We start from the raw sequence: 12,384 nt of genomic DNA, 5'->3' as shown, positions 1-12,384 counted from the left end.
GAACGATGCCCGGCGAGATGTGCGAAATCCCGCACGAAAATGTCATGCGATGTGCGGAAAACCGCACAGTTCTCGCGATACTATCGGCGGTAATCCTCCGGCCGAATCCCATAGCGCGCCAGCTTGTCATAGAAGGTCTTGCGCGGCAGTTTCAGCGCCTCGGCCGCAGCGGAGGCGCGGCCGTTCTGCCGCCCGAGCGCCGCGATCAGCAGCGAGCGTTCCACCTGCGCCATCTGTTCGGCCAGACCCAGCCCGCTTTCGCGCCCGACCTCCTCGGGCATGCCCAGAACGAAACGCATCGCCGCAGACATCAGTGACCGCGCATTGCCGGGCCAGTCCTGCGCCATCAGCCCGGCCAGGTGATCCGGGCGCACCTCGGGTTCCGGAATGCCCGACTGTTCGGCGGCCTGGGCGACGTAATGGCGAAACAGCACCGGGATATCCTCGCGCCGCTCGCTCAGTGCCGGGATCCGCACCCGCATCACGTCGAGCCGATAGAACAGATCGGCGTTGAAGGCGCCTTCGGCCACCCGCAGCGCCAGATCGGCGCTGGAGCCGGCAATGACCCGGGCAGGCGATCCCTGTTCCAGCACTTCGAGCGCGGCGTATTGCGTGGCCTCGGGCATCGCCGCGACCTCGTCCAGAAAGATCGACCCGCCGGCGCCTTGGGCGCAGAGATCGGCCAGCGCCGCCGGCGTCAGCCCGGCGGCGGGGCGTTTGACAAAGGGGCCACGGGCCACGGCGGACATCAGATGCACCACCTCGGCCACCTTGGGAATGCCGCTGCCCGGCGGGCCGGTCACCAGCACCTCGGCCCCGGTCGGCGCCACGCTGCGCACCCGGGCGCGCAATTCCTCGGACTGCGGCGACAGGCCGAAGATCATCCGCGCCGCCGGATCGCCGCGTTCGAGCTGACGCTTCAGCCGACGATTTTCCAGCACCAGTTCGCGGGTCTTCAGCGCCCGATCCAGCACCGGCAGCAGGTCGGCGGCGGCACAGGGTTTTTCAAGGAAATCAAAGGCACCCTGCCCCATCGCCCGGACCGCCATCGGGATATCGCCCTCGCCGGTCAGCAGGATCACCGGCAGTTCGCGGTCGACACCCTGCGCATAGCTCAGCAGATGGAACCCGTCACGCCCGGGCATGCGGATGTCCGACAGGATCACCCCCTCGAAGCCCTCGGTGATGTGATCCTTGGCCATGACAAAGGAACTGGCCATGATCGGTTCCAGCTCGGCCAGCTCCAGCGTCTGCCCCAGCGCGTCGCGCACCGCGGCGTCGTCATCGACCAGAAGCACCTTGCGCGTCATGCCGCCTGCTCCGCCTGCCAGCGATCGAGTTCCACGGTGAAGACGGCGCCGCCGCCCGGCGCATTGGCGCCGCGGATATTGCCGCCAAAGCTCTGCACCAACCCGTAGGAGATCGACAGGCCCAACCCCATCCCCTCGTCGCCACGCACCTCCTTGGTTGTATAGAAGGGCTCGAAGATCTTCTCAGGATCGGCGATGCCGGGGCCGCTGTCGGTGACGCTGACAGACAGCCGCGCGCCGGTTTCGGAAATGCCGATCCCGATCCACTTGTCATCGCGCCCGCCCATCGCATCCACCGCGTTGTTGATCAGATTGACGAAGACCTGCGCCAACCGCACCTCGCCGCCCCAGACATAGAGCGGCGCGGCGGGCCGGGTCCAGTCCAGCCGCACGCCGGCCCCCTTCAGCCGCGCCTCGGTCAGCTCCACCGCCTGGATCAGCACCTTGTTCAGATCGACCTTGCCCGAGGGCTCGCGTTCGTTGCGGGCGAAGGCGCGCAGGTTGCGGATGATCCTGTCCATCCGCGCCGCCATGTCGGCGATCCGCTCCAGATTGTCGCCGGCGCGGTCGGCCCGGCCGCGCGCCAGAAAGGCGGCGGCATTGTCGGCGAACTGCCGGATCGCCATCAGCGGCTGGTTCAATTCGTGGCTGATCCCCGCGCTCATCTGCCCCAGCGCCGAAAGCTTGCCGGCCTGCACCAGCTCGGCCTGCGCCTGGCGCAGCGCCGCCTCTGCCTCCTCCCGCTCCACCACCTCGAGCCGCAGCCGTTCGTTGGTCTCGGACAGCGCACGGGTGCGGTCGGCGACCCGGTCTTCCAGCACCAGATTGGCAAGTGCCAGGGTGCGCCGCCGCTCGGTCGCCAGGAACAGGAGCGCGCCAAAGGCCAGGCAGATCGCCGCCACCGCCGCCGCCTGCAACCCGGCCAGCCGGCGCGCCGGGGCCACGTCGATCAGGATTTCCCCGGTCATCTCGACCAGCGGCGCGTCGCGCGACAGATGCAGCACACGGGCCGGCACATACGGCCCCCAGTCAAGCTGCCAGATATCATGCGCCCCGATCTGCCCCGCCGCCAGCGGCGGCGTCGCGCCCTCGGGACGGGTCAGCCCCAGCTGTCCCGGATCGCGGTGCCAGAACAGCAGGTCCGGCCGGTTCGAAATGAAAACAAGCCCGTCGCTATCGGTGAAGAAAACCGGCGGCAGGCTGCCGCGCCAGCTGCGTTCGATATCCTCCAGATCGGCGACGACGATCAGGGCCCCCTGCACCGCGCCACCAGGGGCGAAGATCGGCACGGCGAAGTAATAGGCCCGGCGCTTCAGCGGCCCGACCAACCCGTGCCCCCGCCCCAAGGCCCCATGCAGCGCCCGGCGAAAGAACGCCGCCTGCCCCAGATCCACAGGTATCATCCCCGGATTGGCCGCAACCACCACATGGCCGGCAGCATCGGCATAGATCAAGTCCAGCGCCCCGGACTTGTCCGCCACCTGCCTGAGCAGCGCCTCGGCCAATGCCCGGCGCGCCGGGTCTTCCAGCCCCATCAGCGCCGGACGATCCGCCGTCATCACCGCCAGCGCCTGATAGAGCTGCAACTGGCTGACCAGCCGGTCCGAGGCCAGCGCCAGATCGGCCTCGCCCCGCTGTTCGAGCTGCCCCAGCGCCTGCAGATAGCCATAGCGCCAGACCGCCGCCGTCAACCCGCCCACGCCGAGCAGGAAGACCAGAAGGATCACACGTGTCTGCAGGGGAAGCCGCGTCATGACCGGCAGGATACCAAAGCCAGGCTTGCATTGACCAGTGGGCTCGGCCATGCCCAAGGCATGAAACACCTCAGCCAGTCACCGACCGATCCCGCCTTTGTCCAGTCGCCTTACGGGTTTTATTCCCGCGCCCGCGCCGAGGCGCCGCTGATCTGGTGGGACGACTACGACATGCCGGCGGCGCTGAGCCATGAGACGGTGCAGGCGATCCTGCGCGACCGCCGCTTCGGCCGCGAAATGCCCACCGAACTGGCCCGGCCGGTGCCCGAACACCTTGCCCCCTTCATGGCGATCGAGGCGCATTCGATGCTGGAACTCGAGCCGCCCCGCCACACCCGGCTCAGGTCCCTGGTGCTGCGCGCCTTCACCTCGCGCGCCATCGCGGCGCTGAGCGAGGGGGTGAGCAGCCTTTGCCACGACCTGATCGACCAATTCCCCGCCGGGGACTTCGACCTGCTCGACGCCTATTGCACCCGGGTGCCGGTGATCACCATCGCGCGCCTCCTCGGCGTGCCGGAGGCGATGGCGCCGCACCTGCTCGGCTGGTCGCACGCCATGGTGGCGGTCTATCAGGCCGGCCACAGCCAGGCGGATGAGATCGCGGCCGCCACCGCCGCGACCGAATTCTCAACCTTCCTGCGCGCCTATGTCGAGGCGCGCCGCGCCCACCCGGCCGACGATCTGATCACAAGGCTGATCGCCGCCGAGGAGGATGGCGCACGGCTCTCCTCGGACGAGCTGATCACCACCTGCATCCTGCTGTTGAACGCCGGGCACGAGGCGACGGTGCATGCGCTGGGGAACGGGGTGAAGACCCTGTTGGAAACCGGCACCGACCCCGCCTGGCTGACCCCCGACCGCATCGACGGCACCGTCGAGGAAATCCTGCGCCACGATCCGCCGCTGCATATGTTCACCCGCTATGTCTATGAAGAGATGACGGTTTTCGGCCATGACTTTCGCCGCGGCGATCAGGTGGCGCTGCTGTTGGGGGCGGCCAATCGTGACCCCGCTGTCTGGCCCGATCCCGATCGCTTCGATCCCGCCCGCCCCGCGCAGACCAACGCGGCCTTCGGCGGCGGGCTGCATTTCTGCGTCGGCGCGCCGCTCGCCCGGCTCGAGATGCGGATCGCCCTGCCGATCCTCTTCGCCCGCTGCCCCGATCTGCGCCTGGCGGCGCCGCCAAGCTACAGCGATACCTACCATTTCCACGGGCTCACCCGGCTGATGGTGCGCGCCGGCTGAGCCGGGACCGATGGGCAGAGCCGACCTTGAGCCGCATTCCTGCCCCGGCGAACACCCGGCGCGGCGAGAGATCCAACGCGCCCGGGGGCGTCAGCCCCGGTTCGGGTCCGCCCCGCCCCCCAGAGCGGGCGCGAATGCGCCCACCCCCGGGCCGGGCGCGAACCTCAGTTCAAAATGCGACCGCAGGGACGGGCCGCCTCACCCCTCCAGCGGCAGATCGGTGGTCGACTTGATCTCTTCCATCGACAGAAGCGCGGTGACGTTATGCACCCGCACCTCCGAGATCAGCGCCTGATAGAAGGCGTCATAGGCCCGCGCGTTCTTCACCCGCACCTTGAGGATATAGTCGATATCGCCCGCCAGCCGGTGCGCCTCCTGCACCTCGGGGCGATCGCGCAGGGCGCGCAGAAAATCCGCCTGCCAGCTCGCGTCATGCTCCGAGGTGCGGATCAGCACGAAGAAGCAGGCCTCGAACCCCAGCGCCTCGGGGTTGAGGATCACCGTCTGCTTGCCGATCACCCCGGCGTCGCGCAGCTTGCGAATCCGGTTCCAGACCGGGGTCTTGGAACTGCCGATGGTGCTGGCGATCACGTCCAGCGACTGGCTGGCGTCGCGCTGCAGCTCTGCCAGAATTTTCCGATCCAGCGCGTCGATCCGCACAGACATTCCTGATGTCTCCTTATTCCGGGACATGCGTTCAAACGCCCAACGGCGGCGGAACGAATTTCCTTATTTGACCGGCTATATGGCCATAAACCGGGAATATTTCCTATATTCACCCTCAAGTCAAACCCAGCGAGAGACCCCGCGATGCAAACGCCCGCCCAGACCCACAGCTTCGCCCCCGGCAGCGTCCGCTTCGTCGGCGCCGGCCCGGGCAACCCCGATCTGCTGACGCTTGGCGCCCTGCGCGCCCTGCAGACGGCCGAGGTGGTCCTGCACGACCGGCTGATCAGCACCGAAATCCTGGCGCTGGCCGGCCCCGCCGCGCGGCTGATCGAGACCGGCAAGACCGGCTTCGGCCAGGCGATGAAGCAAGAAGAGATCAACGCGCTGATCGTGGACCAGGCGCTGACCGGCGCGCGGGTGGTACGGCTGAAATCCGGCGATCCCACCGTCTTCGGCCGCCTTGATGAGGAGATCGAGGCCTGCGAGGCTGCGCAACTGGCGTGGTCCATCGTTCCCGGCATCACCGCCGCCTCTGCCGCCGTCGCCGCGATCGGCCAGAGCCTGACCCGGCGCGGCCGCAATTCCGCCGTGCGGCTGATCACCGGCCATGATGTCGAAGGCTATGCCGATCACGACTGGGCGGTGCTGGCCCGCCCGGGAGAGGTGGCGGCGATCTACATGGGTCTGCGCGCCGCCCGCTTCCTGCAGGGCCGGCTGATCATGCATGGCGCCGACCGCGCCACGCCGGTGACGCTCATCGCCAATGCCTCCCGCCCCGATCAGCAGGTGCTGGCCACCACGCTCGACCAGCTGACCGACGATCTGGCGCGGGCCGAACTCTCCGGCCCCGTCCTCACCCTCTTCGGCCTCGCCCCGCGCGCCGCCGAAGCCGCCCTCGCCGAACTGACCAAGGAACGCGCCTGATGTCCCGCCCCTATAGCCCCAAGGTCGTCACCGCCTCGGATCTCCTCGAAGGCGATGTGATCTATCTCACCGCCGATGACCACTGGACCCGGCATCTCGCCGAGGCCGAGCTGATCGAGGACGAGGCGCATGCGCAATTGCGCCTGCTGCTGGCCGAAAGCCAGCCGAACCGCGTGGTCGGCGCCTATCTGGCCGAGGTGAAGCCGGGCCCGCATGGCCCCGAGCCCATCCACTTCCGCGAGGCCTTCCGCGCCACCGGCCCGTCGAATTACGCCCACGGCAAGCAGACGGCCCTCTGACCGCGACGCCGCCCAAAAATCTTCGAAGATTTTTGGGAATTTTCTTCCAGGAAAATTCCCCCGGCCCCCATGCCGGAGAAGGAGCCCGAGATGTACAGCTATTCCGACTTCGACCGCGCCTTTCTGGCCGAACGCAACGCCCAGTTCCGCGCCCAGGTGGACCGCCGCCTCAAGGGCCACCTGACCGAGGATGAATTCAAGCCGCTGCGCCTGATGAACGGCGTCTATCTGCAGCTTCATGCCTATATGCTGCGGGTCGCGATCCCCTATGGTACGCTGAATGCAGCGCAGATGCGCCAACTCGCCCTGCTGGCCGAAAAGTGGGACAAGGGTTATGGCCATTTCACCACCCGGCAGAACATCCAGTACAACTGGCCGAAACTACCCGACATCCCCGACATGCTCGACGCGCTGGCCGAGGTCGGGCTGCACGCGATCCAGACCTCGGGCAATACCATCCGCAACACCACCGCCGACCATTTCGCCGGGGCCGCCGCCGATGAAATCGCCGATCCCCGGCCGCTGGCCGAGCTGATCCGCCAATGGTCGACCGACCATCCGGAGTTCCAGTTCCTGGGCCGCAAGTTCAAGATCGCCATCACTGGCAGCCCCAACGACCGCGCGGTGACCGCCGCCCATGATGTCGGGCTGCGCATCGTTGAAAAGGACGGCGAACTGGGCCTTCAGGTGCTGGTCGGTGGGGGCCTCGGCCGCACGCCGATGATCGGCCAGGTGCTGCGCGACTTCCTGCCGCGCGCCGACCTCCTGCCCTATCTCGAAGCCGTGCTCTCCACCTACAACCTGCTGGGCCGGCGCGACAACAAGTACAAGGCGCGGATCAAGATCACCGTGCACGAGACCGGCATCGAGGAAATCCGCCGCCTGGTCGAGGCGCGCTTCGTCGAGACCCGCGCCGAATTCTCCGGCGAGGATCAGGCGCTGCTGGCCCAGATCGAGACGCATTTCGCCCCGCCCGCCTTCCGCGGCGGCAATACCGAAACCTATGAGACCGCCTATGCCGCCGATCCGGTGTTCCGCGCCTGGGCCGATACCAACCTCGCCGCGCATCGGCGCGACGATCATGCCGTGGTCTCGATCAGCCTGAAGACCCCGGGCCAGACGCCCGGCGACGCCACCGCGGCGCAGATGCGCGCCATGGCCGACCTGGCCGAGCACTCCGGCTATGACGAGCTGCGCATCAGCCACGAACAGAACGTGATCCTGCCGCATGTGCATAAATCCGACTTGCCGCGGCTTCACGCCACGCTCAAGGCCCACGGGCTCGCCACCGCCAATATCGGGCTGATCAGCGATATCATCGCCTGCCCCGGCATGGATTATTGCGCCCTGGCCACCGCCCGCTCGATCCCGATCGCGCAGGAGATCGCCACCCGGTTCGAGGAGCTGAAGCTCGAACACGAGATCGGCCCGCTGAAGATCAAGATCTCCGGCTGCATCAACGCCTGCGGCCATCACCATGTGGGCCATATCGGCATTCTCGGGCTCGATCGCGCCGGGGTCGAGAACTATCAGATCACGCTCGGCGGCGACGCCGGCCCCGATGCGGTGATCGGCTCCCGTACCGGCCCGGGCTTTCCTGCCGACGAGATCGTGCCGGCCATCGAACGGCTGATCCGCGCCTATCTTGATCTGCGCGAAGACCCCGAGGAAAGCTTCCTCGCCACCTACCGCCGCCTCGGCGACGCCCCGTTCAAATCCGCGCTCTATGACGAAGGCGCCCGCACCAAGGCCGCGTAACCCCATGGTTCTTCTCGTTCCAAATACGGCCGCCGGAGGCTTCGGCGCCGAGGCGGCGGGGGCGCTCGCCGACAAGGTCGCCGACCTCAACGCCCGCTACCGACACCATTCCGCCACCTCGGTGATGAAAGCGGCGCTGACCGAAGCCGGGCATATCGCGCTGGTCTCCAGCTTCGGGGCGGAATCCGTGGTGCTTTTGCACATGGCGGCGGTGATCGACCGCCATGTGCCGGTGCTCTTCATCGACACCGAAATGCTGTTCACCGAAACCCTGGTCTATCAGACCGAGCTGACGGAACGGCTGCATCTGTCGAACGTGCAGATCATCCGCGCCGCCGATATCGGCACCGAGGATCCCGACGGAACGCTGCATCTGCGTGACACCGACGCCTGCTGCGCGCTCAGGAAAACCCGGCCGCTGCAAAAGGCGCTGAGCGGATATGACGGCTGGATCACCGGCCGCAAGCGGTTCCAGGCCGGCACCCGCGCCGCGCTCGATTTCTTCGAGGTTGAGGAGGGCAGCGACGGAACGGCCCCCCGGATCAAGATCAACCCGCTGGCCCATTGGGCACCGGAGGACATCCGCGCCTATATGGAGGAAAACCGCCTGCCCCGCCATCCGCTGGTGGCCAGGGGCTACCCGTCTATCGGCTGCGCGCCTTGCACCTCGCCGGTGAAACCGGGCGAAGATCCGCGCGCCGGGCGCTGGCGCGGCCAGCAGAAAGAGGAATGCGGCATCCATTTCGTCAACGGCAAACTCGTGCGCATAGGAGCATCCGAATGACCGTCATCGTCACCGACCGGGGCTTTGTCCCCGACGACTGGAGCGGGGACGAAGCCCGCACCGCCACCTTGACCCCGGGCGGGCGGGCCAGCGATCTGGCCGACCGTCTGGGCGAACTCGACCTGGTCCGGGTCAGCTTTCCCAGCTTCGCCGACGGGCGCGGCTTTACCCTGGCGCGCGATCTCAGGCGGCTGGGCTTCGCCGGCCGGCTGCGCGCCCAGGGTCATGTTCTGTCGGATCAATACGCCATGGCGCGCCGCTCGGGCTTTGACGAGGTCGAAATCTCCGACGATCTGGCCGCCCGCCAACCCGAATCCGACTGGCTTGCGCGGGCAGATTGGCGCGCGCATGACTATCAATCCCGGCTGCGCGGGCAATCCCCCCTTCACCTGACCTGAATCAAAGATTACTCAGAGGTATCGGTTCAAAAGGCCGACAAGGAAACCGATGACAGAGATGCGCCCCGTGACCGATCAAGCGACTGACGCGACCCCCGTTAAGAAACTCGCCCTGCCCGACGCCCAGACCGTCACCTTCGTGAAGCACTGGACCGACCGGCTGTTCTCCTTCCGGGTGACGCGGCCGGCCTCGATGCGGTTCCGGTCGGGCGAATTCGTGATGATCGGCCTGATGGGTGATCCCGACCCCAAGACCGGCAAGCAGAAACCGCTGCTGCGTGCCTATTCCATCGCCTCCCCCTCCTGGGACGAGGAACTGGAATTCTATTCGATCAAGGTGCAGGACGGGCCGCTGACCTCGAGACTGCAACATATCCAGCCCGGCGACGCGATCATCCTGCGCCCCAAACCCGTCGGCACCCTGGTGCATGACGCGCTGTTGCCCGGCAAGCGCATCTGGTTCTTTGCCACCGGCACCGGCTTCGCCCCCTTCGCCTCGCTGCTGCGCGAACCGCAGACCTATGAAGACTACGATGAGGTGATCATCACCCACACCTGCCGCGAGGTTGGTGAGCTGCAATATGGGCGCGAGTTGATCGAAAGCCTGAAGACCGACGAGATGCTGAACGAGCTGATCGGCGAAGGCTTCTGGAAGAAGATCAAATACTACCCCACCACCACCCGGGAAGAGAGCCCGAAGATGGGCCGCATCACCGACCTGATGCGCAAGGGCGAGGTCTTCGCCGATCTCGGCGTGCCACAGATCAACCCTGTCGAGGACCGCGCCATGGTCTGCGGCAACCTGGCCTTCAACCTCGAGATCAAGGAAATGCTGGAAGGCTACGGCCTGGTCGAGGGCGCCAATTCCAACCCGCAGCATTACGTGGTGGAAAAGGCCTTCCTGGACTGATCCGGGCCCCTTCGCAACCAAACCGATCCCGAAATGAAAACCGCCCGGATGCTGACTGCATCCGGGCGGTTTCCGTTCTGACCAATCGTCTCGGCGAGGGGTTACATCCCCAGCGCGGATTTCACCTTGTCGAGCGCCGCTTGCAGCAGGCTCGGGTCGTTCTTGGCTTGTTCCAGACCGGTCTTCAGCATCAGCTTCTGCGCCACGTCGAGGGTGGAATTGTCGATCGCCTCGACTGCCTTTTCCATGTTGAAACCGGCAGCGGTCAACCAATCCTTGGTCCCGGTGACGGCTTCACCCGCCGCCGACTTGGTGGCATCAACCGCATTGCTCGCCGCGTCCTTGGCCGCCGCAGCAGCGTCACCAGCGGCCTCGGTGGCCGATTTCACCGCATCGCTCGCCGTCTCCTTGGCGGCTTCCGTCGCCGCACCCGCGGCCTCGGTCGCTGCCTCGGCCTTGTCCTTCGCCGCGTCCATGACCTGGGTCGCCGTATCCTTGACCGTCTCGGCGGTCGACTTCACCGCCTCGCCAGCTTGATCCACGGCCTTGTCGGCAGTCTCTTTCGCCGCCTCTGCCGCCGCCTTGGCCGCCTCATCGGCCGCCTTCGTGGCTTCCTCTGCCTTCTGCGCCGCAGTCTCGGTCGTGCTCACGGACGCCGCCTCGGGCGCCGAATCTGCGACCGGCGTGGTCGACGTCTGCCCCTTGTAAACATAGTAAGCCGCGCCCAGGATGATGACGACGACCACAACCCAAATCAGTTTTTTCATTTCACGTTTCCTTTACATACCCCCTCAAACAAGAGCGGGCACAACCTAGAGGTGATACCTCTCGTAGTAAGCGACATATCTCATCGAAACGGTAAACTCACGATATTCCCTTCGCTTACGGCATGATTTTGCCGCTTGAAACGAAACCGGGTGAAGTTTACCGTGCGAAATCGGATTCTCCTTGCAAACCACCGAAGGAACAAAACCATAGCCCGCAGACCCCACAACGCGCCCCCGACGCGCGACACTGGCCCTCGTATCAACGAAAAAATCCGTTCGCCCGAAATTCGCCTGATCGGTGCAGAGGGCGAAAACATTGGCGTTGTCACGCCTGCAAAGGCACTCGCCCTGGCTGAGGAAGCGGGTCTGGATCTGGTCGAGATTTCGCCTAACGCCGAGCCTCCGGTCTGCAAGATCATGGACTTCGGCAAGTTCAAATACGAACAGCAGAAGCGCGAAAGCGAAGCTCGCAAGAAGCAGAAGATCATCGAGGTCAAGGAAATCAAGTTCCGTCCGAACACGGATACCCATGACTACGAAGTGAAGATGAAAAGCGTGGTCAAGTTCCTAGAGGGCGGCGACAAGGTGAAGATAACCCTGCGGTTCCGCGGCCGCGAGATGGCACACCAGAACCTCGGACGCGAACTGCTTGAACGCGTGGCCGAAGATGTCAAGGAACTCGGCAAGATCGAGAATATGCCGAAGATGGAAGGCCGTCAGATGATCATGATGATCGGCCCTCTTCCCAGCAAGTAATCCGACCCTTTCCGGCCAGAAATACAAACAGCCCCCGCCTCAGCGGGGGCTTTTTCTTGTCCGCCCGGCAGTCGCCACCCCGGCAGTGCCGGCGCGGCCCTGCCCTCGATCAATCCTTCTTGCTGATCGCCGAGAAACCGTTCATCCAGAAGGCCGTGCTCATCTCGAACATCTTGCCGGTCTCATCGGTATAGGAGTTGATCGCGCGTTGCAGGAATTCCCCCTGCAAATGCTGCATCTCGTTCAGATCCCGGCAATGCAGCAGCTTATGCTGCAGCTCGACATCTTCCTTCACCCGCTTGGTGACGAAATCCAGCACCTCCGAACCCATGTCGCTCAGACGTTCGACCAGATCGCCGCCCATCAAGGTCAGCGCGTTCAAGCCCATCTTCTGATACTGAGCCATGATATCATTCACCGCCTGAGAGGCGTCTTTCATCGCGGCATCATGTTTGTCGGCAGCCATATCATCATCCTTTTTCGATTCTCTGGACCGGCCGGGACATCCTCCTGTATCTCCGGTCCGGTTGTGGAAAGTCCCCTCCACGCGCCGCCATATTAAGACACAGGATCACTGCCAACGTGAAGCCGATTCGCGCTATACGGTAGGAGGGACCATGCTTCTCGCCTGGCCCCAGTGCGGAGGGATCGAAAAGACGGCACATCCCCATGCCACCGCCTGAAATCCCCCCGCTACCGGACCCGACCGAAGGTTTCGGCTCGCCAAAACCCCGCGCGCCTCTCTCGCAAGGCTATGAATATCACACCCCGCTGCGTCACAGATTGATCTGCATCAATCGGCGACGCGGG

13 protein-coding genes are annotated in these 12,384 nt (G+C 65.5%); 8 read left to right on the top strand and 5 right to left on the bottom strand.

What is annotated here, in order from left to right:
* Nucleotides 1-80 precede the first annotated feature (80 nt).
* Both ACN0V4_RS04730 and ACN0V4_RS04725 read right to left on the bottom strand, forming a co-directional pair.
* On the bottom strand, nucleotides 81-1,310 hold the full coding sequence (locus ACN0V4_RS04730) for a sigma-54-dependent transcriptional regulator (protein ID WP_417673519.1): 1,230 nt from the start codon (nucleotides 1,308-1,310) through the stop codon (nucleotides 81-83).
* Nucleotides 1,307-3,115 carry a sensor histidine kinase gene (locus ACN0V4_RS04725; protein WP_417673517.1) on the bottom strand — a complete coding sequence of 603 codons (1,809 nt, stop codon included), beginning with the start codon at nucleotides 3,113-3,115 and terminating at the stop codon, nucleotides 1,307-1,309. The genes ACN0V4_RS04730 and ACN0V4_RS04725 overlap by 4 nt, the downstream gene beginning before the upstream one ends.
* A gap of 9 nt (nucleotides 3,116-3,124) precedes the next feature.
* On the opposite strand from ACN0V4_RS04725, the gene ACN0V4_RS04720 reads away from it, so the two are divergent.
* Nucleotides 3,125-4,309, top strand: a complete 1,185-nt coding sequence (locus tag ACN0V4_RS04720) for a cytochrome P450 (RefSeq protein ID WP_417673515.1) — start codon at nucleotides 3,125-3,127, stop codon at nucleotides 4,307-4,309.
* Between the two features lie 198 nt (nucleotides 4,310-4,507).
* Here ACN0V4_RS04720 and ACN0V4_RS04715 read toward each other — a convergent pair whose 3' ends face one another.
* On the bottom strand, nucleotides 4,508-4,975 hold the full coding sequence (locus tag ACN0V4_RS04715; protein ID WP_417673513.1) for an Lrp/AsnC family transcriptional regulator: 468 nt from the start codon (nucleotides 4,973-4,975) through the stop codon (nucleotides 4,508-4,510).
* A 144-nt stretch (nucleotides 4,976-5,119) separates the two neighbouring features.
* Here ACN0V4_RS04715 and cobA point away from each other — a divergent pair, with 144 nt between their 5' ends.
* The 6 genes from cobA to ACN0V4_RS04685 all read left to right on the top strand — a co-directional run bounded on the left by cobA (nucleotide 5,120) and on the right by ACN0V4_RS04685 (nucleotide 10,051).
* Nucleotides 5,120-5,902, top strand: a complete 783-nt coding sequence (gene cobA, locus ACN0V4_RS04710; protein ID WP_417673511.1) for a uroporphyrinogen-III C-methyltransferase — start codon at nucleotides 5,120-5,122, stop codon at nucleotides 5,900-5,902.
* Nucleotides 5,902-6,201, top strand: a complete 300-nt coding sequence (locus ACN0V4_RS04705; protein ID WP_417673509.1) for a DUF2849 domain-containing protein — start codon at nucleotides 5,902-5,904, stop codon at nucleotides 6,199-6,201. The genes cobA and ACN0V4_RS04705 overlap by 1 nt, the downstream gene beginning before the upstream one ends.
* A gap of 90 nt (nucleotides 6,202-6,291) precedes the next feature.
* Nucleotides 6,292-7,959: a nitrite/sulfite reductase gene (locus tag ACN0V4_RS04700; RefSeq protein ID WP_417673507.1), complete on the top strand. Its 1,668-nt coding sequence runs from the start codon at nucleotides 6,292-6,294 to the stop codon at nucleotides 7,957-7,959.
* A 4-nt stretch (nucleotides 7,960-7,963) separates the two neighbouring features.
* Nucleotides 7,964-8,743, top strand: coding sequence for a phosphoadenylyl-sulfate reductase (locus ACN0V4_RS04695; RefSeq protein WP_417673505.1), 780 nt, complete (start codon nucleotides 7,964-7,966; stop codon nucleotides 8,741-8,743).
* Nucleotides 8,740-9,141: a DUF934 domain-containing protein gene (locus ACN0V4_RS04690; RefSeq protein ID WP_417673503.1), complete on the top strand. Its 402-nt coding sequence runs from the start codon at nucleotides 8,740-8,742 to the stop codon at nucleotides 9,139-9,141. Before ACN0V4_RS04695 ends, ACN0V4_RS04690 begins: the two co-directional genes overlap by 4 nt.
* 49 nt (nucleotides 9,142-9,190) lie before the next feature.
* On the top strand, nucleotides 9,191-10,051 hold the full coding sequence (locus tag ACN0V4_RS04685) for a ferredoxin--NADP reductase (RefSeq protein WP_417673501.1): 861 nt from the start codon (nucleotides 9,191-9,193) through the stop codon (nucleotides 10,049-10,051).
* A gap of 101 nt (nucleotides 10,052-10,152) precedes the next feature.
* On the opposite strand, the gene ACN0V4_RS04680 is transcribed toward ACN0V4_RS04685, so the two are convergent.
* The gene (locus ACN0V4_RS04680; RefSeq protein WP_417673499.1) at nucleotides 10,153-10,818 is read right to left on the bottom strand and encodes a hypothetical protein; all 666 of its coding nucleotides are present in this window, start codon (nucleotides 10,816-10,818) and stop codon (nucleotides 10,153-10,155) included.
* A gap of 207 nt (nucleotides 10,819-11,025) precedes the next feature.
* Between ACN0V4_RS04680 and infC the strand changes: the two genes are divergently transcribed.
* Nucleotides 11,026-11,574: a translation initiation factor IF-3 gene (gene infC / locus ACN0V4_RS04675; RefSeq protein WP_417673922.1), complete on the top strand. Its 549-nt coding sequence runs from the start codon at nucleotides 11,026-11,028 to the stop codon at nucleotides 11,572-11,574.
* A 109-nt stretch (nucleotides 11,575-11,683) separates the two neighbouring features.
* On the opposite strand, the gene ACN0V4_RS04670 is transcribed toward infC, so the two are convergent.
* Nucleotides 11,684-12,040 (bottom strand): phasin family protein, encoded by a 357-nt coding sequence (locus ACN0V4_RS04670; RefSeq protein WP_417673497.1) that lies wholly within the window; start codon nucleotides 12,038-12,040, stop codon nucleotides 11,684-11,686.
* Nucleotides 12,041-12,384 lie beyond the last annotated feature (344 nt).

Origin of the sequence: Pseudodonghicola sp., assembly GCF_048268305.1 — a bacterium.
In the GTDB taxonomy this organism is placed as follows: Bacteria; Pseudomonadota; Alphaproteobacteria; order Rhodobacterales; family Rhodobacteraceae; genus Pseudodonghicola.
The sequence above is the reverse complement of the archived record's forward strand: the minus strand, read 5'-3'. Positions and strand labels throughout refer to the sequence as shown.

What these genes read in the sequence shown, in the direction of transcription:
- ACN0V4_RS04685 (WP_417673501.1), top strand. Translation starts at nt 9,191, where the DNA reads ATGACAGAGATGCGCCCCGTGACCGATCAAGCGACTGACGCGACCCCC.
- ACN0V4_RS04670 (WP_417673497.1), bottom strand. Translation starts at nt 12,040, where the DNA reads ATGGCTGCCGACAAACATGATGCCGCGATGAAAGACGCCTCTCAGGCG.
- ACN0V4_RS04705 (WP_417673509.1), top strand. Translation starts at nt 5,902, where the DNA reads ATGTCCCGCCCCTATAGCCCCAAGGTCGTCACCGCCTCGGATCTCCTC.
- ACN0V4_RS04730 (WP_417673519.1), bottom strand. Translation starts at nt 1,310, where the DNA reads ATGACGCGCAAGGTGCTTCTGGTCGATGACGACGCCGCGGTGCGCGAC.
- ACN0V4_RS04725 (WP_417673517.1), bottom strand. Translation starts at nt 3,115, where the DNA reads ATGGCCGAGCCCACTGGTCAATGCAAGCCTGGCTTTGGTATCCTGCCG.
- cobA (WP_417673511.1), top strand. Translation starts at nt 5,120, where the DNA reads ATGCAAACGCCCGCCCAGACCCACAGCTTCGCCCCCGGCAGCGTCCGC.
- ACN0V4_RS04695 (WP_417673505.1), top strand. Translation starts at nt 7,964, where the DNA reads ATGGTTCTTCTCGTTCCAAATACGGCCGCCGGAGGCTTCGGCGCCGAG.
- ACN0V4_RS04715 (WP_417673513.1), bottom strand. Translation starts at nt 4,975, where the DNA reads ATGTCTGTGCGGATCGACGCGCTGGATCGGAAAATTCTGGCAGAGCTG.
- ACN0V4_RS04680 (WP_417673499.1), bottom strand. Translation starts at nt 10,818, where the DNA reads ATGAAAAAACTGATTTGGGTTGTGGTCGTCGTCATCATCCTGGGCGCG.
- ACN0V4_RS04700 (WP_417673507.1), top strand. Translation starts at nt 6,292, where the DNA reads ATGTACAGCTATTCCGACTTCGACCGCGCCTTTCTGGCCGAACGCAAC.
- ACN0V4_RS04690 (WP_417673503.1), top strand. Translation starts at nt 8,740, where the DNA reads ATGACCGTCATCGTCACCGACCGGGGCTTTGTCCCCGACGACTGGAGC.
- ACN0V4_RS04720 (WP_417673515.1), top strand. Translation starts at nt 3,125, where the DNA reads ATGAAACACCTCAGCCAGTCACCGACCGATCCCGCCTTTGTCCAGTCG.